This window comes from uncultured Pseudoflavonifractor sp. (genome assembly GCA_904419835.1).
Classification (GTDB): domain Bacteria; phylum Bacillota; class Clostridia; order Oscillospirales; family Oscillospiraceae; genus Pseudoflavonifractor.
The window spans coordinates 1-23,004 of sequence record CAJFTA010000040.1; the positions used below are offsets into that span (position 1 = coordinate 1).

General features: G+C 63.9%; 19 protein-coding genes and 1 pseudogene. 9 read left to right on the forward strand and 11 right to left on the reverse strand.

Features of this window, described 5'->3' with window-relative positions; translation table 11 throughout:
* Positions 1 to 207: 207 nt before the first annotated feature.
* The 4 genes and pseudogenes from QZY67_RS08080 (at position 208) to QZY67_RS08095 (ending at position 4,371) form a co-directional block, all read left to right on the forward strand.
* On the forward strand, positions 208 to 768 hold the full coding sequence (locus QZY67_RS08080) for a DUF4364 family protein (RefSeq protein ID WP_295369644.1): 561 nt from the start codon (positions 208 to 210) through the stop codon (positions 766 to 768).
* Complete coding sequence (locus QZY67_RS08085) at positions 769 to 1,767, forward strand: hypothetical protein (RefSeq protein ID WP_295369645.1); 999 nt, start codon at positions 769 to 771, stop codon at positions 1,765 to 1,767.
* Positions 1,768 to 2,194: 427 nt separating this feature from the next.
* Positions 2,195 to 3,679 (forward strand): annotated as a pseudogene (abc-f, locus tag QZY67_RS08090) (ribosomal protection-like ABC-F family protein).
* Positions 3,676 to 4,371, forward strand: a complete 696-nt coding sequence (locus QZY67_RS08095) for a class I SAM-dependent methyltransferase (protein WP_295369647.1) — start codon at positions 3,676 to 3,678, stop codon at positions 4,369 to 4,371. Before abc-f ends, QZY67_RS08095 begins: the two are co-directional and overlap by 4 nt.
* Before the next feature lie 73 nt (positions 4,372 to 4,444).
* Here the strand turns inward: QZY67_RS08095 and QZY67_RS08100 are convergent, their stop codons facing one another.
* From QZY67_RS08100 to alr, 3 genes are all read right to left on the reverse strand, one after another.
* Positions 4,445 to 4,990 (reverse strand): hypothetical protein, encoded by a 546-nt coding sequence (locus QZY67_RS08100; protein ID WP_294535022.1) that lies wholly within the window; start codon positions 4,988 to 4,990, stop codon positions 4,445 to 4,447.
* Between the two features lie 98 nt (positions 4,991 to 5,088).
* The gene (locus QZY67_RS08105; RefSeq protein WP_295369648.1) at positions 5,089 to 5,454 is read right to left on the reverse strand and encodes a type II toxin-antitoxin system PemK/MazF family toxin; all 366 of its coding nucleotides are present in this window, start codon (positions 5,452 to 5,454) and stop codon (positions 5,089 to 5,091) included.
* 753 nt (positions 5,455 to 6,207) lie between these two features.
* Entirely contained in the window at positions 6,208 to 7,350 is a 1,143-nt protein-coding gene (alr, locus tag QZY67_RS08110) for an alanine racemase (RefSeq protein ID WP_294535028.1), read from the reverse strand.
* A 183-nt stretch (positions 7,351 to 7,533) separates the two neighbouring features.
* Here alr and QZY67_RS08115 point away from each other — a divergent pair, with 183 nt between their 5' ends.
* The gene (locus QZY67_RS08115) at positions 7,534 to 7,932 is read left to right on the forward strand and encodes a hypothetical protein (protein ID WP_294535030.1); all 399 of its coding nucleotides are present in this window, start codon (positions 7,534 to 7,536) and stop codon (positions 7,930 to 7,932) included.
* A 72-nt stretch (positions 7,933 to 8,004) separates the two neighbouring features.
* On the opposite strand, the gene QZY67_RS08120 is transcribed toward QZY67_RS08115, so the two are convergent.
* Positions 8,005 to 8,583: a hypothetical protein gene (locus QZY67_RS08120; protein WP_295369649.1), complete on the reverse strand. Its 579-nt coding sequence runs from the start codon at positions 8,581 to 8,583 to the stop codon at positions 8,005 to 8,007.
* A 48-nt stretch (positions 8,584 to 8,631) separates the two neighbouring features.
* Entirely contained in the window at positions 8,632 to 10,161 is a 1,530-nt protein-coding gene (locus tag QZY67_RS08125) for an NAD(P)H-hydrate dehydratase (protein WP_295369650.1), read from the reverse strand.
* A 697-nt stretch (positions 10,162 to 10,858) separates the two neighbouring features.
* On the opposite strand from QZY67_RS08125, the gene pheS reads away from it, so the two are divergent.
* The 4 genes from pheS to QZY67_RS08145 all read left to right on the forward strand — a co-directional run bounded on the left by pheS (position 10,859) and on the right by QZY67_RS08145 (position 15,417).
* Complete coding sequence (pheS, locus tag QZY67_RS08130; protein ID WP_295369651.1) at positions 10,859 to 11,884, forward strand: phenylalanine--tRNA ligase subunit alpha; 1,026 nt, start codon at positions 10,859 to 10,861, stop codon at positions 11,882 to 11,884.
* A 65-nt stretch (positions 11,885 to 11,949) separates the two neighbouring features.
* Entirely contained in the window at positions 11,950 to 14,349 is a 2,400-nt protein-coding gene (pheT, locus tag QZY67_RS08135) for a phenylalanine--tRNA ligase subunit beta (RefSeq protein ID WP_295369652.1), read from the forward strand.
* A 186-nt stretch (positions 14,350 to 14,535) separates the two neighbouring features.
* Complete coding sequence (locus QZY67_RS08140) at positions 14,536 to 14,790, forward strand: IreB family regulatory phosphoprotein (protein WP_294535043.1); 255 nt, start codon at positions 14,536 to 14,538, stop codon at positions 14,788 to 14,790.
* 192 nt (positions 14,791 to 14,982) lie between these two features.
* Complete coding sequence (locus QZY67_RS08145; protein WP_295369653.1) at positions 14,983 to 15,417, forward strand: hypothetical protein; 435 nt, start codon at positions 14,983 to 14,985, stop codon at positions 15,415 to 15,417.
* A gap of 244 nt (positions 15,418 to 15,661) precedes the next feature.
* Here QZY67_RS08145 and QZY67_RS08150 read toward each other — a convergent pair whose 3' ends face one another.
* From QZY67_RS08150 to QZY67_RS08175, 6 genes are all read right to left on the reverse strand, one after another.
* On the reverse strand, positions 15,662 to 16,828 hold the full coding sequence (locus QZY67_RS08150) for an aminotransferase class I/II-fold pyridoxal phosphate-dependent enzyme (protein WP_295369654.1): 1,167 nt from the start codon (positions 16,826 to 16,828) through the stop codon (positions 15,662 to 15,664).
* A gap of 10 nt (positions 16,829 to 16,838) precedes the next feature.
* Positions 16,839 to 17,282, reverse strand: a complete 444-nt coding sequence (locus QZY67_RS08155) for an ACT domain-containing protein (protein ID WP_294535051.1) — start codon at positions 17,280 to 17,282, stop codon at positions 16,839 to 16,841.
* An 18-nt stretch (positions 17,283 to 17,300) separates the two neighbouring features.
* On the reverse strand, positions 17,301 to 18,602 hold the full coding sequence (locus tag QZY67_RS08160) for a phenylacetate--CoA ligase (protein ID WP_295369655.1): 1,302 nt from the start codon (positions 18,600 to 18,602) through the stop codon (positions 17,301 to 17,303).
* Positions 18,603 to 18,621: 19 nt separating this feature from the next.
* Positions 18,622 to 19,194 (reverse strand): indolepyruvate oxidoreductase subunit beta, encoded by a 573-nt coding sequence (locus tag QZY67_RS08165; protein ID WP_191435935.1) that lies wholly within the window; start codon positions 19,192 to 19,194, stop codon positions 18,622 to 18,624.
* 3 nt (positions 19,195 to 19,197) lie between these two features.
* Complete coding sequence (gene iorA, locus QZY67_RS08170) at positions 19,198 to 20,940, reverse strand: indolepyruvate ferredoxin oxidoreductase subunit alpha (protein WP_191435933.1); 1,743 nt, start codon at positions 20,938 to 20,940, stop codon at positions 19,198 to 19,200.
* Positions 20,941 to 21,140: 200 nt separating this feature from the next.
* The gene (locus QZY67_RS08175) at positions 21,141 to 22,778 is read right to left on the reverse strand and encodes a class I adenylate-forming enzyme family protein (RefSeq protein WP_191435931.1); all 1,638 of its coding nucleotides are present in this window, start codon (positions 22,776 to 22,778) and stop codon (positions 21,141 to 21,143) included.
* Positions 22,779 to 23,004: the final 226 nt, after the last annotated feature.

Genomic DNA, 23,004 nt, shown 5'->3' on the forward strand with positions numbered 1-23,004 from the left:
TCGCTGCCCACAACCGCCGTTCTAACAACTTCCCTATGAGGCCGCTTGGCTGGCTTTCTCCTTGCGAATTCGCCGTCCAATTTGTTTGACAAACCTACAACCTCTACCAGGCCGTCCGGGAAATTTCTCTTGTCCTGTCCGATTTTTCAGGGTATAATGATAAAGTATGCCGTGCCATCCGTTCAGTCTGCAAGGGGAGTGAGTGCCATGGCCCGATATGGGTTTATTCATGACAAGCTGGAAATCAAATTTCTGGTGCTCTATATTATGTCCCGGGCCGCCGCTCCTCTGGACTTCTCCACCCTGACAGATCTGACCCTCATCGACGAGGGCGTGGATTACTTTGACTTCGCCGAAGCTGTGGCGGAGCTGGTGGAGAGCGGCCATCTGGAGCTGACCGAGGACGGCCGCTACGTGATCACCGAAAAGGGCAAGAAGAACGGTATGGTCTGTGAGAGCAGTCTTCCCTACTCCGTGAAGAGCAAATGCTCCCGCAGGCTGGTGGAGCTCAACGCCGAACTGCGGCGGGACGCGCAGGTCCGGGCCCAGATTCTCCCCCGGGAGGAGGACGGCACCTGTACCCTCCGCCTCTCTCTGGACGACGGCGCGGGCAACCTGCTGACCGTGGAGCTGCTCTCCCCCTCCGAGGACCAGGCCGAACGGCTGGCCGAGGGCTTCCGCTCCCATCCCGAGCAGGTCTATAACGGAATTCTGGGCGTGCTGCTCAGAGAGGCGGACGCGGCAGAGGCCAAAGAAAAGGATTCATAAATGATGTCAGAGCCTGTGATATTCGGCTTTCCCCTCTCGCTGCTCTTCCTCTATTTTGTCATCTACGCTTTCCTGGGCTGGATCCTGGAGACCGTCTACTGCTCCGTCCGTGAGCGGCGGTTCGTGGCCCGGGGGTTTCTCTACGGCCCCGTCTGTCCCATCTACGGCGTGGGCGTATTGATGATGCTGTGCTGGTTTACTCCCTTTACCGGCCGTCCCCTCCTCTTCTACGTGGTGGCCACCGTATGCATGTCCGCGTGGGAGTACCTGGTAGGCTGGCTGCTGGAGACCACCACCCACATCAAATACTGGGATTACAGCAACAGAAGATTCAACCTGCACGGCCGGATCTGCCTCTCCATCTCCCTGACCTGGGGCGTGCTGGCCTACCTGGTCATCTTCTGGATTCACCCTGTGGTGGCCGGGCTGATAGAGAGGCTGCCCGCCTTCACCATCCACGTGGCCATCGGTGTGTTGCTGGTGCTCCTACTGGCCGACGCGGCCGCCACCATCCGCGAGCTGGCCCTGCTCACCGCCATGCTGCGGAAGCTGACCCGGATGGGCGAGGAACTGCAGGTCCAGCTGGCCCTGAGCCGTGCGGAGCTATCCGACCGGCTGGACGAGGCCAGAGAGGCCATCAGCGGCAAACTGGACGGTGCGAAGGAGTCTATCTCCGATAAGCTGGACGAGGCAAAGGAATCCATCAGCGGCCGCCTGGATGGCGCCCGGGAGAGCCTGTCCGATCGTATCGACACCGCCCTGGACGGCACGGAGGCCGATCTGGCCGCGCTGGGCAGACGGTACATTGAGCTGCTGCGCAAGGCGGAGCGCCAGACCCGTCACCTGCGCTACGTCTACCGGGGGATGTCCTCCTCCACCCTGTCCACAGCCCTCTCCCAGCTCTCCGAGGCCGGCCGCCGGGCCATGTCGGAGCGGGTTCAGCGCCGGAACCGGCGGCGCGCCCGGCGCCGGGACAGGAAGCACCGGGAAGATGTATGATATTGCCCGGCGGATTGTCCGGGGTTGACAATCCGCCGGGCTTTCGCTATACTGTACTTATCTTGATTACGATTGGAGCTGGGAAGATGCGCAAGTAACCTTCTGTTTTTCCGGAATGCACAGCCGGGCAGGTTTTCGCCTGCTCTGTTTTGCTGTGGGCCGGGCAGGAGGAAATCTTGCTGTGTCTTCCCTGTTTTCCTACCGTCACCGCACGGTATGGACGCAGGGGTTTTCTCCTGCGTCCATTTTTGTTATGCAACGGCATGGCAAACCCGGCCATGTGCCGCTTTCAGCGGCACGGCCATAAAATCACAGCGCATGGGCCGGGACGGCCCATATGCGCATAGACTTCATGCGCCGCAGACCCTTGCCTGCTTTCACGGCGCGCTCCCGGCGCATGGAGTTTATTTTCTGTGAGGTGACGTATATGTCTCTGATTCAGATTACCGATCTGACCTTTGCCTACGACGGCAGCTGGGACAACGTGTTTGACCACGCCTCCCTCCAGCTGGACACGCGCTGGAGGCTTGGGCTGGTGGGACGCAACGGGCGGGGTAAGACCACCCTGCTCCGGCTGCTGATGGGCAAATATGAATACGCCGGCGCCATCTCCGCCTCTGTGACCTTTGACTACTTCCCCTTTCCCGTGCCCCGCCCGGAGCGGGACGCCATGGAGGCGGCGGAGGAACTGCTGCCCGAGACCGAGAGCTGGGAGCTCTACCGGGAGCTCTCCGCACTGGAGATGGACCCGGAGATTCTCTTCCGCCCCTTCTCCTCCCTCTCCAACGGAGAGCAGACCAAGCTGCTGCTGGCCGTCCTCTTCCTGCGTCCCAACCGGTTCCTGCTGCTGGATGAGCCCACCAACCACCTGGACCTGGAGGGCAGGCAGGTGGTGAGCCGCTACCTGGGCCGGAAGCAGGGCTTTATCCTGGTCTCCCACGACCGGGCCTTTCTGGACGGCTGCGTGGACCATATCCTCTCCATCAACAAGCAGAATTTCGACCTTCAGCAGGGGAACTTCTCCTCCTGGTGGGAGAACAAGCAGCGCCGGGACCAGTGGGAGCGCTCGGAAAATGAAAAGCTCCGCCGGGACATCGCCCGTCTGGACGCCGCCGCCCGCCGGGCCTCCGCCTGGTCGGACAAGGCGGAGTCCGCCAAATTCGGTACCGGCTGTGCTGACCGGGGTTTTGTGGGCCACCGGGCGGCCAAGGTGATGAAGCGCGCCAAGGCGGCAGAGAACCGCCGCCGGGAGGCCGCCGAGGAGAAGAGCGCCCTGCTGAAAAACATCGAGTAGGCGCCGCCGCTGAAGCTCCATCCCCTCTCCCACCCCAAACAGCGCCTGGTGGAGGCGGACCATCTGGCCGCCGACTACGGTCTGGGGCCGGTGTGCGCCCCGGTGTCCTTCTCCCTCATGCAGGGGGAACGGCTGGCCCTGACCGGCCGCAACGGCACGGGCAAGTCCAGTCTGCTCCGGCTGGTGTGCGGCGAGGAGCTTCCCCACACCGGGACGCTGTCCCTGGCCTCCGGGCTGGTGGTGTCCGTGGCGCCCCAGGACCCGTCCTTCCTCCGGGGAGACCTGACCAGCTTCGCCGCAGAGAGCGGCATCGACGAGACCCTGTTCAAGACCATCCTGCGGAAGCTGGACTTCTCCAGATCCCAGTTTGAAAAGGACATGGCCGGTTACAGCGCCGGGCAGAAGAAAAAGGTACTGCTGGCCCGCAGTCTGTGCCAGAGCGCCCACCTCTACGTCTGGGACGAGCCTCTCAACTATGTCGACCTGTTCTCCCGGATGCAGCTGGAGCAGCTCATTCTGGAGTACCGCCCCACCATGCTGCTGGTGGAGCACGACCGCAGCTTCCTGGACGCCGTGGCCACCAGAGTCGTGCACCTGGAACGGAGGGAGTCAAGATGAGCTATGACGCGCTGGAGGAGATGTCCGCGTTTTTCAGCCGCCGCTGCAGCATTTACGACACTGTTCACCCGGCCACCATTGACGGCGGCCCGGAGAGCAAGCAGGTGCCCGCCCGCTGGCTCCCGGAGGGCACCTGCCGCCTTCTGGACCTGGGGGTGGGGACCGGGCTGGAGCTGGAGGCTGTGTTCCGGCGCTTTCCGGACGTGCGGGTGACCGGCTTGGACATCTGCGGCGATATGCTCGCCGTCCTGCGGGAGAAATACCCGGGCAGGCGTCTGGAGCTGCACCAGGCCAGCTATCTGGACTATGACTTCGGCTCCGGCCGTTACGACGCCGCCCTCTCCGTCATGTCCCTCCACCACTATGCCCCCGCTGTCAAAACGGCGCTCTACCGCAGAATCTGCCGGGCCCTGAAACCCGGCGGGGTCTATGTGGAGTGCGACTATATGCTCTCTGAGCATGAGTACCAGAACCCGTTTGCCCAGGAGGCCCTTCTCTTCGCCCAGTACCGCAGGCTCCAGGAGGAGCAGCACCTGGACCCCGGACTGGAATACCATTTCGACACTCCCTGCGCCGTCCCCCACCAGAAGGAGATGCTGCTGGAGGCTGGTTTCCGCTCCGCCGAGGAGGTCTGGCGGAGGAAAAATACCGTGGTCCTTGTCGCCCGCGCGCCAACCGGGCCGGAGGACTGAGCAGACTTCGCCCCCAAAAAGAGGCCGGCAGCGGGCGCTCTCCTCCGCGCCCGCTGCCGGTCTGTTTTCTCTTTCAGCTTACGGTATAGCTGCCCCGAACCAGCACCTTCACCGCGTTCTGGGCGGTAAAGCCGCGGCCCTCGATGGTGGCCATGTACAGGTGGTTCTTCACCAGGGCCTGCCCGTTCTCCAGCGTACCGCCGTCGGTCATGTCGATCAAACCGGGGGCCGTGTCGGTGAAGCACACCGCGCTGCCCACCCGGAGCATGATCTCGCAGCCCACGCCCGCCGTCAGCTTCTGCCCGGCGGCCACGTCCACCACCGCAAAGGCCGCCGGCTGCCCGCTGCCGCCGCCGGCCTGGGCCAGCTTGTCCTCCACGGCCTTGGTGTAGTCCTGGATGGCCTGGTCCAGCTCCTTCTTCAGGGCGGCTTCCCGCTCGGTCAGCTTGGTCTCCACCTGGTTCATAATCTCAGGGGTGGCCTTTTGGGTCAGATAGCTCAGGGTCACCAGGGGGTCGGACTGGGTGCCCTGCTGCCCGGCGGCAAAGGCCACGCCCAGCAGGGTCACGGTCACCAGGCCGCCGGCCATTACTTTGGTGAGAAGGGTGTGCTTCTTCATGGCGTCCTCCTATGTATCATGGTTTCTGCCGCGCGGGCCGCACCGGCTTCTGTGGGCCGGAGGCGGCCCGCGCGCTTTCTCTCTCCGGCCGGCTGCACTTAGACCATCTGCTGGGGATGCAGCCCAAAGCTCACCGCAATGGCGCTGTCCACCCGCTGCATCTGTTCCTCATCCAGCCTGCCCATGTGCTCTCTCAGCCGCTTCTTGTCCAGGGTGCGGATCTGCTCCAGCAGCACCACGGAATCCCTGGGAAGCCCATAGCTTCTGGCTGAGATATCAATGTGGGTGGGGAGCCGGGCCTTCCCTGTCTGAGAGGTGATGGCCGCGGCAATCACGGTGGGGCTGTGCCGGTTTCCGGTGTCGTTCTGCACGATCAGGACCGGACGGACGCCCCCCTGCTCACTGCCCACCACGGGACTCAGGTCGGCATAAAAAATATCTCCTCGTTTTACGCTGTTATCCACAAAAGCTCACACTCCGCGGTCTGATAGTCACCGGCGTCACATCCCTCTGAGGACCCGACACTCAGTACTATGATTCTCCCACGGGGCGGCGGGATTTATACACGGGCGGCGAAAAAAGCGCGTGTTCCGCACCCCTCCCCCGTCCATCCGGACGGTTCTCCCCCGATCCAGTTTATGCGCGAAGCGCGCAGGCGTGCGAAGCAGCCCGGATGGACCGGAGCAAGGGCGCGAAACCGAAGAGCCGCATTACGGCTCTGTTTCAAGCCCGCGCCGGAGGGAAGCCGGGCGTCGCGCAGCCGCCGGAGCGTGACACGAAGCGCGCAGGCGTGCGGCGCAGGCAGCTGGACGGGGCCCCCGGGGAAGCACGAAGTGCTTTTCCGGGGAAAGGACGAGCAGCGGAGCGAACGAGCTTTGCCGCATGAGGCAAAGTGAGCGATGCGGAGCTTGCGAGGACGCGCGGAGCAAGGGCGCGAAACCGAAGAGCCGCATCGCGGCTCTGTTTCAAGCCCGCGCCGGAGGGAAGCCGGGCGTTGCGCAGCCGCCGGAGCGTGACAAGAAGCGCACAGGCGTGCGAAGCAGGCAGCTAAGACCCGGAGCAGAGCAAACGGACCGAAGGCCCCCCCAGGGGCCGCAGGCCGGCTTGCGCAGTCGGAGGGGCTTAGATGCCGTCGCGCAGCCGCCGGAGCGTGACAAGAAGCGCGCAGGCGCGGGCCTCAGACATCTAAGGCCGGGCTACAAAGCGCCGGGCGCGGCTTACTCCACATACACCCGGGGCACCCGCTCGGAGACAGCGCAGAGCAGCTCATACTGTATGGTTCCCGCCCGTTCCGCCGCGGCCTCCACGGTGACGGTCTCGCCGCCGTCGCTGCCGTAGACGGTGGCCACGTCGCCGGGCCGGACGCCGGGGATATCGGTCACGTCCACCATGCACATGTCCATGCACACCCGGCCCACCACCGGAGCCCGCTGTCCCCGGACCAGCATCTCCAGTCCGTTGGAGCACAGGCGGGGCAGGCCGTCGGCGTAGCCGACGGGCACCACCGCCAGCAGGCTGTCCCGCTGAAGGGTGCAGGTGCGGCCGTAGCTGACGCAGGTGCCGGCAGGCAGGGCCCGGACCGCCGCAATGCGGCTCTTGAGCTCCATCACCGGGCGCAGGCCGGGGCCGTCCAGCCCCTCGCAGTCAGGGGCGGGATAGTGGCCGTAGAGGGCGATGCCCGGCCGGACCATGTCCAGATAGGTGCAGGGGTAGTGCAGCACAGCGCCGCTGTTGGCGCAATGGCGGATGGGGAATGTAACGCCCCGCTCCGCCAGCCGGTCCAGCACCGCCAGGAACCGGCTGAACTGGAGCATGGTATACGCCTCATTGCCGTCAGAGTCGGAGAAGTGGGTGAAAATCCCCTCCGCCTCCAGCCCGGGCAGGCGGCTGGCAATGGCCAGCTCCTCCACCGACGCGTCCATGTGGGCCTCGTCGCAGAGGAAGCCCAGCCGGGACATGCCGGTGTCCGCCTTCATGTGGACCTTCATGGTCTTTCCCGCCGCCACCGCCGCCGCCGAGAGGGCCCGTGCGGTCTCCAGGTCGGGTACGGTCTGGGTCAGGTCCAGCCGCAGCAGGTCGGCGGCGCACGCGCTGGGCGTGTCGCCCAGCACCAGGATGGGCGTCCTGACGCCCGCAGCCCGCAGCTCGGCCGCCTCATCCACGCAGGCCACCGCCAGGTACTCCGCCCCCAGCTCCTCCAGCCGCCTGGCCACAGGCACCGCGCCGTTGCCGTAGGCGTTGGCCTTCACCACCCCCAGGAAGCGGCACCCCTGTGGCAGCAGGGCCCGCAGAGCCCGGTAATTATGTTCCAGATTGGCAAGAGAGATCTCCCGCCAGGTTCTTGTCTGCAAACGTTCCATGTGTCAACCTTCTTTATTGGTGTGCCAAAAGTCCCTATCATTATAGCATTAACCTGTTATAAAGGAAAGATTAATCTGCCGTTCATAATTTAGCAATGATAAATCAAGCCGCTGCCGTTATAATATGGACAGTAAAACAAATCCAAACCCGACCAACATTTCTGTTTTGAGGAGGAATTTTATATGTTAGAAGATCTGGGTAAGGACCTGGCCAATATCGCCATGGCAGGTGTGGGCGCCGTTGCCATCCTGACCGAAAAGGCCGTGGAGGTAGGCAAGGTGTGCGCCGAGAAGGGGGCCGAGACCCTGGAGAAGGGCAAGGCCGCCAGCGAGGAGCTGCGCCGCAAGGGCGAGCAGGTGGCGGCTGAGCGCCGCGAGAAGGCCCGTCAGGAGTATCTGGAGAGCCTGGACGCCGCCGGACGCGAGGAGCTGCGCCGCAAGCTGGACGAGCTGGACGCCAAGGAGGCCGAAGAAAAGGCCGCCGCCGAGGCTGCTGCTGCCGCAGAGGCCGCCGAAAGCGCCGTGGAGGACAACGTCATCGACTTCAGCGGCGAGCGCAAGGACGACGGCCAGGGCGAGTAAGCCCCGCCGGACGCAATCCCATATGCAGACAGGAGGGCTGCCCCTGCGGGGGCAGCCCTCCTTCCACTTTCTCTAGGCCATCTGGAAATCTGAAAACACACACTGGAGGACTGTAAAGCCGTCCACCGCCATCTCTCCCCGGAGCAGGGCGTGGGTGGCGGTGTCAAACCAGACGGTGGTCTCGGCGCCGGTGCCCGGCTGGGCCTCCGGCGCCCGGTAGCACACCCGCAGGGCATCCTGTTCTCCCAGCTGCTCGACGCAGCATGCGGCAATAAAGCCCTCCCGTACCTGCCTGAGCAGGGCGGGCACCGCGTCCACCGGCGAGAGCCCCTCCTCCGACAGGGGCCCGGTCTCCAGCCGGACGCCGTCGTACTCCAGGGCGGTGTCCTCCTCCCCCACCCTTACGGTGATGCCTGCCACCTCCTCGGGGGCAGTCAGGGTGAGGGTGGTCCCCGCCTCCTGGTCCCAGGCCAGGGCCATGCCGTAGGTATAGACCCGCTCACCGTAGTCCGCCGTGACCTCCAGTCCGGCGGACAGGGCGGTCATGCCGATGTACTCCGTGCGAATCTCCAGCGCCAGCTCCTCCGCGCCCTGCCCTCTGCCGCTGTCCCGGCCGCAGCCGGCCAGCAGCACAAGGACCAGGATTATCATCTGTGCACCGATTGCCCTCCGGCGCACAAGCCTCTCCTCCCTGTCCGATTACTTTGTCAGCTCCCGCATCACCCGGGGCAGCATGCGGATGATATCCGTGGGGGTCATGCTGTACTCCCCCATGGCCTGGGCGCACAGGTCCCCCGCCCGGCCATGAATCCATACCGCCAGGGGCACCGCCTCCCGGGGCGTGAAGCCCTGGCCCAGCAGGGACACCAGGATGCCGGAGAGCACATCTCCGCTGCCTCCCTTGGCCATGCCCGGGTTGCCGGTGGTGTTGATGTAGGCCGTCCCGTCGGGGAAGGCGGTGATGGTCCGGTGCCCCTTCAGCACCAGGCAGCAGCTGTGGGCCACCGCAAAGTCCCGGGCCGCAGCCAGCCGGTCCTCCCCGGGGAGGGCGCCCGTCAGCCGGGCAAACTCCCCGTCGTGAGGGGTGAGAATGGTGCAGGCGCCCCGGTCATCCAGTACATCCATATGCCCCGCCAGCGCATTTATTCCGTCGGCATCCAGCACCACGGGCAGGCTGGTCTCGGTCAGGACGCTGCGCACCACCGCCCCCACCGTATTGGAGTTCCCCAGGCCGGGGCCCAGCAGGCACACCCCCTGGCCGTTGAGCTTTTCCAGCAGCGGAATGGTGGCCCCCAGCTCCAGCCTGCCGTCTTTGCCGGCGGGCAGCGGATGGGGCATGGCCTCGTCCAGCTTGGCGGCCGCCACGGGCCAGATGGGGGCGGGCACCCCCACCGTCACCAGGCCCGCGCCGGTGCGCACCGCCGCCTGAGCCGCCAGCACCGGCGCGCCCGACAGTCCCACGCTGCCGCCCAGGATGTACACCCGGCCGAAGTCGCCCTTGTGGGCGTCCCGGGGCCGGACGGGCAGGGACACCCTGCTCCGGTCCACGCTGGTCACCGGGTAGGACTCCCGCTGGACCAGATCGGCGGGGATACCGATGTCCACCACCTCCAGCGTCCCGCAGCACAGGCCGCCCTTGCCCACAAAGTGCCCGGCCTTAGGCAGTGTAAAGGTAATTGTCTTTGCAGCGTTGACCGCCGTGCCCAGCACCCGGCCCGTGTCGGCCTCCACGCCGCTGGCGATGTCCACCGCCACCACCGGCACGCCGCAGGTGTTCATCATCTGCACCGCCGTCACCGCGTCTCCCCGCAGGTCGGTATTCAGGCCGATGCCGAAGAGGGCGTCCACCATCACGTCGGCCTCCAGGCTCCAGGCTGCAAACTGGGAATCAGAATCTGTAAAGTCCTCCAACTTTCCGCCGGACTGCTCCAGGCGGCGCTCCATCTCCCGGCAGTCGGGGCTCATCTTCTCCCGCTTGCCCACCAGGACGCAGCGCACCTCCCAGCCCATCTCCAGCAGGAAGCGGGCGGCGGCCACGCCGTCGCCGCCGTTATTGCCCGGGCCGCAGAACAGCACCGCCCGGCCGTCTGTCCTGCCCCCCGCCAGGTCGCTGACCGCACGGGCCACGGCGCAGGCCGCGGCCTCCATCAGCTGTACCGAGGGTATCCCCCGCTCCTCAATGGCTGTCCGGTCCATCTCCCGCATCTGCGCCGCTGTAGCAATATTCATCGCGGATCACGCTCCTCTTTTCTCTATCCCTGCTCCTCCGGCCTGCCGGAGGACGCGCTCTTGTGACGAAGCCCTGTCCGGCCCCTTCAACAGCGCTATTATAGGGCACTCGCCCCGTTCCGTCAATCGTCCCGGCAGGACTTTGCCCAATCGCCTCAAAACAGCGGCGCCAGGCGCAATTTCATCTTGCAATTTTCCCGGCAATGTGATATATTGTGCGGGAATAAAACGCGAGGAACAGGAAAATAGCGCGGAAGCTTCGGAGCAGAGAATGGCGGTCACCGGCTGAAAGCCGCCTGCGAGGCACGCGCTTGGTTCGCCTGGGAGCGGCCGCGGGGAAAGACGCGGACGGACTGCCATCCGTTACAGCGGCGTCAAGTGCGTGCGCGTCTGCGCGCGAATGCGGGTGGTACCGCGGAAGGTTTGCCTTTCGTCCCAAGCAATTGGGAGGAAAGGCTTTTTTGCTATGCAAAAGCATAGCAAAAAAGGCCCTGTGCCGCCTCCGGCGGCACGGCCATGGAATCAAAGCGCATGGGCCGGAACGGCCCATATGCGCATAAACTCCATGCGCCGCTGGCCTTTGCCTGTTTCCGTAGTGTGCTCTTGGCGCATGAAGTTTGTTGCGCAGACACGGGCGCCTGTCTTGTTAAGTGCGGGCGGGCGGCTTGCCGCCCGGCCAGAAAAAGGAGTTGCAGCTATGAAGGAAAAACTGGAACAGATCCGCGCCGAGGCCCTGGCGGCCCTGGCCGGGGCCAAGGACGCCCAGGAGCTGGACGGCCTGCGGGTCAAGTACCTGGGCAAAAAGGGCGAGCTCACCGCCGTTCTGAAGATGATGGGCTCCCTGTCCGCCGAGGAGCGGCCCGTCATGGGGCAGCTGGCCAACGAGGTGCGGGAGGCCCTCACCGAGGCCCTCGTCCAGCGGCAGAAGGCCATTGAGGAGGCCGCGCTCAACCAGCGGCTGGAGGATGAGAAGCTGGACGTGACCATCCCCGGCAAGCGGCCTGAGCTGGGCCACAAGCACCCCATGTCCATCGCCCTGGACGAGCTGAAGGAGATCTTCATCGGCATGGGCTTCCAGGTGGCCGAGGGCCCCGAAATTGAGCTGGCCGACTATAACTTCACCAAGCTGAACACAGAGGAGGGCCACCCCGCCCGGGAGTGGGGCGACACCTTCTACATCAAGGAGGACTCCTCCCTGCTGCTGCGGACCCAGACCTCCCCCATGCAGGTGCGGGTTATGGAGCAGCAGAAGCCCCCCATCCGCATCATCGCCCCCGGCCGCGTGTACCGTAAGGACGAGGTGGACGCCACCCACTCCCCTATGTTCCACCAGGTGGAGGGTCTGGTTATCGACAAGGGCATCACCATGGCCGACCTGAAGGGCACTCTCAACGCCTTTGTGGAGGCTCTCTATGGCAAGGGTACCAAGACCCGCTTCCGCCCCCACCACTTCCCCTTCACCGAGCCCTCCTGCGAGGTGGACGTCCAGTGCCACGCCTGCGGCGGCAAAGGCTGCCGGGTGTGCAAGGGCGAGGGCTGGATTGAGCTGCTGGGCGCCGGCATGGTCCACCCCAAGGTGCTGGAGGGCTGCGGCATCGACACCGACGTGTACTCCGGCTTTGCCTTCGGCATCGGCGTGGAGCGGATGGCCATGCGCCGCTTCTCCATCACCGACCTGCGGCTTATCTTTGAGAACGACATGCGCTTCCTCAGCCAGTTCTGAGCCATACCTTTAAACTATACCGCGTCCCCCGGTCCCCGGGCGGACGGAAAGGACGAGAACAGAGAATGGATCTTTCGAGAAAATGGCTGGCGGAGTTCGTGGACGTGCCCGCCGGCGACAAGGAGTACTGCGACGCCATGACCCTCTCCGGCTCCAAGGTGGAGGGCGTCACCGTGGAGGGCCAGGAGATTAAGAACGTGGTGGTGGGTAAGGTATTGTCCATGGAGCGCCACCCCAACTCCGACCACATGTGGATCTGCCAGGTGGACGTGGGCGGCGAGACCGTCCAGATTGTCACCGGCGCTCAGAACATGTCCGTTGGCGATCTGGTGCCCGTGGCCAAGGACGACTCCTGGCTCCCCGGCGGCGTGCATATCACCGCCGGCAAGCTGCGGGGCGAGGCCTCCAACGGCATGCTGTGCTCCTACAAGGAGTTGGGCATGACCGACCACGATTGGCCTTACAGCGTTGTGGACGGCATCTTCATCCTCCAGAGCGACCCCGATCTGGCCGCCAAAAACCCCCAGCCCGGCGACGACATCCCCACTCTGCTGGGTCTGAACGACCACATCGTGGAGTTTGAGATCACCCCCAACCGGCCCGACTGTCTGAGCGTCATCGGCCTGGCCCGTGAGACCGCCGCCACCTTCGACAGGCCCCTCACCCTCCACACCCCCGAGGTCAAGGGCACCGACGGCACCAGCATTGCCGAGCTGCTGGACGTGGAGATTGAGGACCCGGCGCTGTGCCCCCGGTACACCGCCCGCATGGTGCGCAACGTGAAGATCGCCCCCTCCCCCCTGTGGATGAGAGAGCGGCTGCGCGCCTCCGGTGTGCGCCCCATCAACAACATCGTGGACATCACCAACTACGTCATGCTGGAGTACGGCCAGCCCATGCACGCCTTTGACTTCTCCTGCGTGGACGGCGGCAGGATCGTGGTCCGCACCGCCCGGGAGGGCGAGGTCATCCAGACCCTGGACGGCAACGACCGCAAGCTGACCACCTCCATGCTGTGCATCTGCGACGAGCACAAGCCTGTGGGCGTGGCCGGCGTTATGGGCGGCGCCAACTCCGAGATCGTGGGCGACACCGCCATGGTGGTCTTTGAGTCCGCCAACTTCAACGGCGTGTCCATACGCCGCACCGCTACCGCCCTGGGCATGCGCACCGACGCCTCCGCCCGGTACGAGAAGGGCCTGGACCCCATGAACACCTACAAGGGCGTCCAGCGGGCCTGCGAGCTGGTGGAGCTGTTGGGCTGCGGCGAGGTCATTGACGGCGTCATCGACGTCATCGCCGCCGACCAGAACCCCCGCACCGTCAAGCTGGAGCCGGAGAAAATCAACGGCCTGCTGGGCACCGATATCTCCGAGGAAGAGATGCGCGCCATGCTCAAGCGGCTGGACTTCACCCTGGACGGCGACACCATCATCGTCCCCTCCTGGCGCAGCGACGTGGAGCACTACTCCGACATTGCCGAGGAGGTGGCCCGGCTCCACGGCTACGACAAGATTCCCGTCACCCTGATGAAGGGCGAGACCACCCAGGGCGGCTATACGGATAAGCAGAAGGCCGAGCGAAAGCTGGGCACCCTGTGCCGCGGCTTCGGCTTCAGCGAGATCATCACCTACTCCTTCATCTCCCCCTCCTACTACGACAAAATCCGGCTTCCCGCCGACTCCCCCAAGCGCAAGTCCGTGACCATCCTCAACCCCCTGGGCGAGGACACCAGCGTCATGCGCACCACCGCCCTCCCCTCCATGCTGGAGACCCTGGCCCGCAACTTCAGCTACCGCAACAAGAGCGCCAAGCTGTACGAGCTGGCCACCGTCTACACCCCCGTGGAAGGCCAGGACCTGGCCGACGAGCGGCAGATGCTGTCCCTGGGCGCCTACGGCGGCGGCATGGACTTCTTCACCTTCAAGGGCGCGGTGGAGGCCATTCTGGCGGCCATGAACATAAAGAGCGTGACCTTTGAGGCCCGCAGCGACATCGGTGCCTTCCACCCCGGCCGCTGCGCCGAGGTGCGGGCCAACGGCGTGATGCTGGGCGTGTTCGGCCAGCTCCACCCCCTCACCGCCCAGAACTACGGCATGGACTGCGATGTGTTCGCCGCCCAGCTCCACTTTGCCGACATGCTGGCCCAGCGGGCGCCCGAGGCCCGGTATGAGCCCCTCCCCCGTTTCCCCAGCGTGACCCGCGACATCGCCGTGGTCTGCGACGCCGCCGTCACCGTGGCCCAGCTGGAGGACTGCATCTTCCGGGGCGCCAGGGGCCTGCTGAAGGAAGTGGAGCTCTTCGACATCTACACCGGCGCCCCCATCCCCGCCGGCAAGAAGAGTGTGGCCTTCAACCTGGTCCTCCGGGCCGACGACCGCTCCCTCACCGCCTCCGAGGCCGACGAAGATGTGAAAAGCGTGCTGGCCCTCCTGGAGTCCGAGCTGGGCGCCGTTCTGCGCTGACTGCCTCCGGCGCGGAAGCGCCAGGGACGGGCCGTCCCGAAGCCGCCCTGTGTCTGCCTTCCCGTCCGCCGGCAAGGATTAAATCTTTTATTAATTTTCCGGTCCCCCCCTTTACACCTCAAGGGATTTCAGGTAAAATAGAAAATAGTTACAGGCTGTTCACAGCCTTGGGAGGTGTACCCGATTATGGAGATAGACTATACAAGAAAATTTAGTCTCAACTATGACAAGGGCCAGGAGATTAAGGATACTCTCATGTCTGTCTACAATTCTCTTCAGGAGAAGGGCTACAACCCCATCAACCAGATTGTGGGTTATATTCTCTCTGAAGACCCCACTTACATCACCAATTACAACAACGCCCGTGCGTTGATTCGCCGTCTTGACCGGGACGAGCTGCTTCAGGAGCTGGTGAAAAAGTATCTGGATCTGGCAGATTGATGGTTTGCGTCAAAAAGCGGAAGGCTGTGCCTTCCGCTTTTTTCTTCTATCTTCTTTCTTTCCGTGTGCTCTTGTATTTCATTGTTTCTAGTGATATTATATAAAAACGAAATATTTATTATGAAATACATATGACTGGATGGTACTCTTATGACCGCTTTTTCTGGAAATGCCAAAGGCATCTGTATTGATATGAAGCGCATCTGTGAGGACCTGACCGAGGAATCCATGGCCCCCGGGGCTTACTGCCAGGATTACAACAGCTTTCGCCATATCTTTCGTTTCGTGGAGCGTGGGCTGCGCCGCAGCGGCTCCAGCGCTTATATCATTCTCCTGACGCTCACCGATAAAAACGGCGACTTCATCCCTCTGGAGAATCGAAGACACTATATGGAAATACTGGGCCAGGTCATCCAGCGCTCCGTGCGGGCGGGAGACGTATTCACCCAGTACAGCAGCTGCCAGTTCCTGCTCATGGTGCTGGGCGCCTCCCGGGAAAGTGCCCTCCAGATCGGCCAGCGGATTCAGGGGGAGTTTCAGGCTCTCACCCCGGAAGGCCCGGCCATCTGCCTGGAGCACGACGTCTCTCCCCTCCGCCCTGCGGGTGAAGCGGACAGCGATGCGTGATCCGTTTTTATTCTTACAGCGCAAAAGGCGCGGAGCAATGCTCCGCGCCTCAGGCTGTCGAAAAAGTCCCTGGGCTTTTTCGACAGCCTTTAAAAATGCGGTTACTTTTCCGCCCCTGTGCGACAGAAAAGTCCTCGCTTCGCTCGCCGGAGGCCTTGCCGCGCAAGGCTTCCGGCGCATTCGATTTCATCCGGGGCGGGCGGCTGCCTCCTCGCGCTCCCACGTCCCCGTTTTCACTGGCCGCTCAGCCCATCTTCTCCCTGATATGGCTCAGCCGGTCCAGGGCCTCGTTGAGGGTCTCGTCCTTCTTGGCGAAGTGGAGGCGGACAATGTTGCGCACATCCTCCATGAAGAAGGAGGTGCCGGGCACGGCGGCCACGCCCACCTTCCGGGCCATCTCCTCGCAGAATTCCACGTCGGTCTGGCCCTTCTTCAGGTAGGGGCCGATGTCGGCCAGGACAAAATAGGTGCCCTGGGGGTCGGTGAAGGGGATGCCGATGTTCCGCAGGCCGCTTGTGAACAGCTCCTTCATGTGGGCGTAGTGGGCGGAGAACTCCTCATAGTAGCTGTCGGGCATCTCCAGGCCCACAACGGCCGCCTCCATCAGCGGGGATGGCGCACCCACGGTGTTGAAGTCGTGGTACTGCTTGATTTTGTCCATAATGGGCTGAGGGGCGATGGCGTAGCCGATGCGCCAGCCGGTGATGGAGTAGGTCTTGGACAGGGAGGAGCAGGAGATGGTCCGCTCCCACATGCCGGGCATGTTGCACATGTACAGGTGCTTGTGGGGGGCGTAGACAATGTGCTCATACACCTCGTCCATGATGGCGTACACATCGTACTTGACGCACAGCTCAGCGATGAGCTTCAGCTCATCCTCGGTGAACACCTTGCCGCTGGGGTTGGAGGGGTTGCAGATGATGATGGCCTTGGGGTGCTGCCTGAAGGCATCCTCCAGCACGTTGGGGTCAAAGTGGAACTGGGGCGGCACCAGGGGCACATAGATGGGCTCGCAGTCGGCAAAGAGGACCTGGGCGTGGTAGTTCTCAAAATAGGGGGAGAACAGCACCACCTTGTCGCCGGGATTGGTGAGGGCGAAGATGGAGTCCACCATGGCCTCGGTGGAGCCGATGGTCACCACCACCTCGGTCTCCGGGTCGATGTCCCGGCCCATAAACCGCTTGCACTTTCCTGCCAGGGCCCGGCGGAAGTTGGGTGCGCCCATGGTGATGGGGTACTGGTGGGGGCCGGCGTAGGACACCTCGGCCAGACGGTCCAGCAGGGCCTTGGGCGGGTCGAAATCGGGGAAGCCCTGGGCCAGGTTGATGGCGTCGTTGGCGATGGCGATGCGGGTCATCCGGCGGATGACAGAGTCGGTAAAGTACTGGGTCTTGTTGCTCATGGGCTGCATAGCGGTTCCCTCATTTCTGTTCGTCTTGGATGCCCAGCTCCCCGTGGAGAGCGGGCGGCATGCCGTTGTCCTTCAGCAGTGCGGCCAGACGGTCCAGGTCGGCCACCCGGAAGATCATGCAGGCCTGGCCCTGAACCTGGCCGAACACGGAGTAGACATACTCCACGTCGATGTTCTCCCTGGCCAGCAGGGCGAGGATCTTCCCCAGGGCGCCCGGCTCGTCGGGCACCACCACCGCCAGTACCGGGGTCATGGACAGGATGAGCCCGTGCTCCAGCAGCAGGGAGGCCGCCCGCTGGGGCCTGTCCACAATCATGCGCAGTACGCCGTAGTCGGCGGTCTCGGCAATATGGAGGGCCCGCATATTGATGCCCTCGCCGGCCAGGATGGCGGTAATCTCCGAGAGCTGTCCCGCCCGGTTCTCCAGGAACACGGAAATCTGTTGGATGGTCATGATGCGCCAGCTCCTCTCTTAAATCTTCCGCTTGTCGATGACCCGGACCGCCTTGCCCTCGCTGCGCTGGATGGACTTGGGGGCCACCAGGCGGACCTTGGCATAGATGCCCAGCATGGCCTTCAGGGCGGCCACTACCTGCTTCTCCTTCTCGGCCACCTGGCTGAGCTGGTCGGAGAACATCTCCGGGGTCATCTCCACCAGCACCTCCATGGTGTCGGTATTGTTGACCCGGTCCACAATGATCTGGTAGTTGGGCGCAAAGCTCTGGCCCAGGAGCACCGTCTCAATCTGGGACGGGAACACGTTGACGCCCTTGACAATGAGCATGTCGTCGCTGCGGCCCATGGGCTTGCTCATCTTCACGTGGGTGCGGCCGCAGGGGCAGTCCCCGCGGTGGAGCACGCAGATGTCCCGGGTGCGGTAGCGCAAAAGGGGGAAGGCCTCCTTGGTAATGGAGGTGAATACCAGCTCGCCCTTGCTCCCCTCGGGGAGCACCTCCCCGGTGTCCGGGTCGATGATCTCGGCGATGAAGTGGTCCTCGTTGATGTGCATGCCGCTCTGGGCGGAGCACTCAAAGGCCACGCCGGGGCCGGACAGCTCGGTGAGGCCGTAGATGTCGTAGGCCTTGATGCCCAGTGTCTTCTGAATGTCCTGGCGCATCTCCTCGCTCCAGGCCTCGGCGCCGAAGATGCCCGCCTTCAGGGGGATCTGGTCGGGGGTGAGGCCCATCTCCTTCATGCTCTCGCCCAGGTAGGCGGCGTAGGAGGGGGTGCAGCAGAGAATGGTGGCGTTCAGGTCCCGGATGAACATGATCTGCCGCTCGGTGTTGCCCGAGGAGGTGGGGATGGTCAGGCAGCCCACCTTGTGGCTGCCGCCGTTGAGTCCGGGGCCGCCGGTGAACAGGCCGTAGCCGTAGGACACCTGGCACACGTCCTCGTTGGTGCCGCCGGCGGCCACAATGGCCCTGGCGCAGCAGTCCTCCCACAGGTCGATGTCGTGCTGGGTGTAGAAGGCCACCACCCGCTTGCCGGTGGTGCCCGAGGTGGACTGGATGCGCACGCAGTCCTTCAGAGGCCGGGCCACCAGGCCGTAGGGATAGGCCTCCCGCAGGTCGGCCTTGGTGACAAAGGGCAGCTTGTGCAGGTCGTCCACGCCCTTGATATCCGCCGGGGTCAGCCCCTTCTCCTCCATCTTCTTCCGGTAGTAGGGCACGTTGTCCCACACGTTGTGCACCTGCTTCACCAGGCGCTCATCCTGCCAGGCCCGGATCTGCTCCCGGCTGGCGCACTCAATCTCTTTCTGATAGTAGCGTTCCATGGCTCTCTGCCCCCGTCCCTCAGGAATTTCTGCCCAGATGGAAGGCCATCCGGTTCATCTCCAGGAATTTCTCCGGCACGCTCCGGGTGATGGCCTGCTGCCAGGCCTCCTCCGGCAGGTCAAAGTACTGGCTCAGCCGGCCCATAAGCACCAGGTTCACCGCCCTGCTGCTCCCCGCCTGCTCGGCCAGGGCCAGGGCATCCATGGCGTCCACCTTGGCCCCGGCGGCGGTCATCTTTTCCACCAGGTCCCGGGGATACTCCGCCGCGCCGGTGATCACCGGCATGGGGTTGATTTGCTGGGTGTTGGTGATAATCCGCCCGTCGGGCCGGAGGAACTCCATCCACCGTGCGGCCTCCAGCAGCTCAAAGGACACGATGAAGTCGGCCTCACCCTTGTCGATGACGGGGGAATAGACCTTGTCGCCGTAGCGCACGTAGGTGACCACGCTGCCGCCCCGCTGGCTCATGCCGTGGACCTCGGAGACCTTCACGTCATAGCCCTGGTCCAGCAGCAGACGGCCCAGCAGCTTGCTGGCCAGCAGGGTGCCCTGGCCGCCCACACCCACAATCATAATGTTTTTCGTCTGCATCACTCACACCTCCCGGGGCGCCTGGAGCGCGTCGAACTTGCACAGCTGCTGGCACACGCCGCAGCCCACGCACAGGGTGGCGTCCACCCCGGCCTTGCCGTCCCGCACCGAGATGGCGGGGCAGCCAATCTTCATGCAGGCCTTGCAGCCCACGCATTTGGCGGCATCCACCGTCAGGGGCGGCTTGTGCTTGACATATTTGAGCAGGGCGCAGGGGCGGCGGGAGATGACCACCGACGCCTCTGGGGCGGCCAGCTCCTCCCTGATGGCCTCCTCGCACTCTCTCAGGTCGTAGGGGTCCACCACCCGCACCCGGCGGATGCCCACCGCACGGCACAGGGACTCCAGGTCAATCTTGGTGCAGGGGTCCCCCTTCAGGTTGAAGCCGGTGGTGGGGTTCTGCTGGTGGCCGGTCATGCCGGTGATGGAGTTGTCCAGGATGATGACGGTGGCGTTGGACTCGTTGTAGGCGATGTTCACCAGGCCGGTGATGCCCGAGTGCATGAAGGTGGAGTCGCCGATGACCGCCACGGTCCTGCCGTCCATCTCTCCCCCGCTGGCTTTCAGGAAGCCGTGGAGACCGGACACGGACGCGCCCATGCAGATGGTGGAGTCAATGGCCGCCAGAGGGGGCACGGCGCCCAGGGTGTAGCAGCCGATGTCGCCCAACACCGTGAGCTTCAGCTTGTGGAGCACATAGAACAGTCCCCGGTGGGGGCATCCGGCGCACATGACCGGAGGGCGGGGCGGGATGTGCTCATCCAGGGCCTTGCCCGCGTCGGGCACCACGCCCAGCTTCTCGGCCACCAGGTTCTGGCTCAGCTCTCCGATGGGCGGGAAGTAATCCTTCCCCGCCAGGGCCAGCCCCAGATTGCGGCAGTGCTCCTCAATAAAGCCGTCCAGCTCCTCCACCACGGTCAGCAGGTCCACCGTGGCGGCAAAGTCCCGGATCTTCTGCTCAGGCAGAGGCCAGATCATGCCCAGCTTGAGCACCGGGAACCGGTCCCCGCAGACCTCCTTCACATACTGGTAGCTGGTGGAAGAGGTGATGATGCCGATTCTGCGGTCAGCGCCCTCCTCCACCCGGTTGAGGGGGGTGGTCTCGGCGTAGGCGATCAGGTCCTGGGTCCGCTGCTCCACCACGGGGTGGCGCTGCTTGGCGTTGCCCGGCATCATGATGTACTTGGCGGCCTTCTTCTCATAGGGCACCGGGGCGGGCTCCTCCCGCTCCCCCGTCTCCACCACGCTCTGGGAGTGGGACACCCGGGTGCACATCTTCAGCAGCACCGGCGTGTCAAACCGCTCGGACAGCTCATAGGCCAGCCTGGCAAAGGCCAGGGCCTCGGCGGAATCGGCGGGCTCCAGCATGGGCAGCTTGGCCGCCTTGGCGTAGTGGCGGGAGTCCTGCTCGTTCTGGGAGGAGTGCATCCCCGCGTCGTCGGCCACGCCGATGATCATGCCGGCGTTGACGCCGGTGTAGGCGATGGTGAACAGGGGATCGGCTGCCACGTTGAGGCCAACGTGCTTCATGCCGCAGAAGGACCGCTTCCCCGCCAGGCTGGCGCCGAAGGCGGTCTCCATGGCCACCTTCTCATTGGGCGCCCACTCGGCGTAGATCTCAGGGTATTTGGCCGCGGCTTCGGTGATCTCGGTGCTGGGGGTGCCGGGATAGCTGGAGACAACGGCGCAGCCCGCCTCATAGAGGCCCCGGGCTACCGCTTCGTTGCCGAGCATCAGGGTTTTCATGGTGCATCTCTCCTTTTCAGAGGCCCGGAATAGAAAAAACGTCCTCTGCAATCCCTGCAGAGGACGAAGAATTCCGGCGAAACGGCCTCTACCTGGTTCCGTTCCCGCTAAGATTGAACGGATCTACTTTATCACGTTTTGTCGATGAAGTCAACGTGTTTCCCTTCTTTCTCCAGGGTATTCCTGGAGCCGGCGGCGGCTCAGTTGGTCGTCTGGGCCTCCACAAGGCGGCCGTGGCAGTATTTCTCCCGCAGTGCCGGCTTTTCGATCTTACCGGTGGGATTGCGGGGGATCTTGTCAAAGATAATCCTGCGGGGCCGCTTGTAGCGGGGCAGCTCCTGACAGAAGATGCGGATCTCCTCCTCCGTACAGGTCATCCCCTCCTTAACCTCCACAATGGCGGCGGCAATCTCGCCCAGGCGGGTATCCGGCAGGCCGATGACCGCCACGTCCTTGATCTTCTCAAAGCGGCGGAGGAAGTCCTCAATCTGCACGGGATACAGGTTCTCGCCGCCGGAGATGACCACGTCCTTTTTCCGGTCCACCAGGTAGATGAAGCCGTCGGCGTCCACCTCGGCCATGTCGCCGGTATACAGCCAGTCCCCCTTGAGCACCTCAGCGGTGGCCTCCGGGTTCTTGTAGTAGCACTGCATGACGCCGGGGCCGCAGACGATAAGCTCGCCCACCTGTCCCTGGGGCACCTCGTTCCCCTGCTCGTCCACCACCTTGGCCTGCCAGAGATAGCCCGGCTTGCCGATGGCGCCCACCTTGCCGATGTTCTCCACCCCCAGGTGGACGCAGCCCGGGCCGATGGACTCGCTCAGGCCGTAGTTGGTGTCGTACAGGTGGTGGGGGAACACCTTCTTCCACCGGTGGATCAGGCTGGGTGGCACCGGCTGGGCGCCGATGTGCATCAGCCGCCACTGGTCCAGCAGGTAGTCGTCCAGATTCACCTGGCCCCGGTCGATGGCGTCCAGGATGTCCTGGGCCCAGGGCACCAGCAGCCAGACAATGGTGCACTTCTCCTCTGTCACCGTCCGCAGAATCCACTGGGGCGACACCCCCCGCAGCAGCACCGCCTTGCCGCCCGTGGCCAGGGAGCCGAACCAGTGCATCTTGGCGCCGGTGTGGTACAGGGGCGGGATACACAGGAACACGTCCTCGTGGGTCTGCCCATGGTGGTGCTGCTCGGTAAGGCAGGCCGACAGCAGGGCCTTGTGATTATGTAAAATGGCTTTGGGAAAGCCGGTGGTGCCGGAGGAGAAGTAGATGGCCGCCAAGTCGCTGAGCTCCAGGTGCACAGGGGGATTTTCAAAGGTGCAGTACATCACCAGCTCCCGGTAGCTCTCCGCAAAGGACGGGGTCCTGTTGCCCACATAGAACCACTGCCGCACCCGGCCCAGGGCGGGGAGAATGGGCTCCAGGCGGCCAATGAACTCCGGGCCGAACACCAGGGCCTCCACATCCGCCAGGTCCAGGCAGTACTGGATCTCGTCGGAGGAGTAACGGAAGTTCAGCGGCACCGCCAGACAGCCCGCCTTCAGGATGCCGAAGTAGATGGGCAGCCACTCCAGGCAGTTCATCAGCAGGATTCCCACCTTGGTTCCCCGCTTCAGCCCCCGGCTCAGCAGCAGGTTGGCGAAGCGGTTGGCCTTCTTGTCAAACTGGCCCCAGGTCATCTCCCGGCGGTAGGGCTCGTCGGGGCGGCTGCGCTCAATCAGGCTGTACTCCCGCCATGTGGCGGCCCGATCCCGCTCCTCCGACGGGTTGATCTCCACCAGCGCCGTCTCATCCCGGTACAGCCGGGCGTTGCGCTCCAGAAAATCTGTAATTGTCATATTCAGGCGTCCCCCTCTCTCCCACGGCGGCATGCCCTGGGAGAATCATGGTTTTTTTCCATTTTGTTTATTTTACTGCTTTAAAGGGGCAAAGTCAAGGGAGGTCTTTTTCTCTGACCGTGTTTTCTTGTAGGACTACAATAGATATTGGACAGAGAAAGAAAAAGGATGAAGGATACGGCCTCATCGGTTATAGTTGAGTTACCACACACCAACTGTACGAGAG

Excerpts from the sequence above, each read along its gene's own strand:
- QZY67_RS08095 (WP_295369647.1), top strand. The coding sequence starts at position 3,676 with ATGAGCTATGACGCGCTGGAGGAGATGTCCGCGTTTTTCAGCCGCCGC.
- QZY67_RS08080 (WP_295369644.1), top strand. The coding sequence starts at position 208 with ATGGCCCGATATGGGTTTATTCATGACAAGCTGGAAATCAAATTTCTG.
- pheT (WP_295369652.1), top strand. The coding sequence starts at position 11,950 with ATGGATCTTTCGAGAAAATGGCTGGCGGAGTTCGTGGACGTGCCCGCC.
- QZY67_RS08175 (WP_191435931.1), bottom strand. The coding sequence starts at position 22,778 with ATGACAATTACAGATTTTCTGGAGCGCAACGCCCGGCTGTACCGGGAT.
- QZY67_RS08140 (WP_294535043.1), top strand. The coding sequence starts at position 14,536 with ATGGAGATAGACTATACAAGAAAATTTAGTCTCAACTATGACAAGGGC.
- QZY67_RS08155 (WP_294535051.1), bottom strand. The coding sequence starts at position 17,282 with ATGACCATCCAACAGATTTCCGTGTTCCTGGAGAACCGGGCGGGACAG.
- QZY67_RS08145 (WP_295369653.1), top strand. The coding sequence starts at position 14,983 with ATGAAGCGCATCTGTGAGGACCTGACCGAGGAATCCATGGCCCCCGGG.
- QZY67_RS08100 (WP_294535022.1), bottom strand. The coding sequence starts at position 4,990 with ATGAAGAAGCACACCCTTCTCACCAAAGTAATGGCCGGCGGCCTGGTG.
- QZY67_RS08120 (WP_295369649.1), bottom strand. The coding sequence starts at position 8,583 with ATGATAATCCTGGTCCTTGTGCTGCTGGCCGGCTGCGGCCGGGACAGC.
- pheS (WP_295369651.1), top strand. The coding sequence starts at position 10,859 with ATGAAGGAAAAACTGGAACAGATCCGCGCCGAGGCCCTGGCGGCCCTG.
- alr (WP_294535028.1), bottom strand. The coding sequence starts at position 7,350 with ATGGAACGTTTGCAGACAAGAACCTGGCGGGAGATCTCTCTTGCCAAT.
- QZY67_RS08150 (WP_295369654.1), bottom strand. The coding sequence starts at position 16,828 with ATGCAGCCCATGAGCAACAAGACCCAGTACTTTACCGACTCTGTCATC.
- QZY67_RS08085 (WP_295369645.1), top strand. The coding sequence starts at position 769 with ATGATGTCAGAGCCTGTGATATTCGGCTTTCCCCTCTCGCTGCTCTTC.
- QZY67_RS08115 (WP_294535030.1), top strand. The coding sequence starts at position 7,534 with ATGTTAGAAGATCTGGGTAAGGACCTGGCCAATATCGCCATGGCAGGT.
- iorA (WP_191435933.1), bottom strand. The coding sequence starts at position 20,940 with ATGAAAACCCTGATGCTCGGCAACGAAGCGGTAGCCCGGGGCCTCTAT.
- QZY67_RS08165 (WP_191435935.1), bottom strand. The coding sequence starts at position 19,194 with ATGCAGACGAAAAACATTATGATTGTGGGTGTGGGCGGCCAGGGCACC.
- QZY67_RS08160 (WP_295369655.1), bottom strand. The coding sequence starts at position 18,602 with ATGGAACGCTACTATCAGAAAGAGATTGAGTGCGCCAGCCGGGAGCAG.
- QZY67_RS08125 (WP_295369650.1), bottom strand. The coding sequence starts at position 10,161 with ATGAATATTGCTACAGCGGCGCAGATGCGGGAGATGGACCGGACAGCC.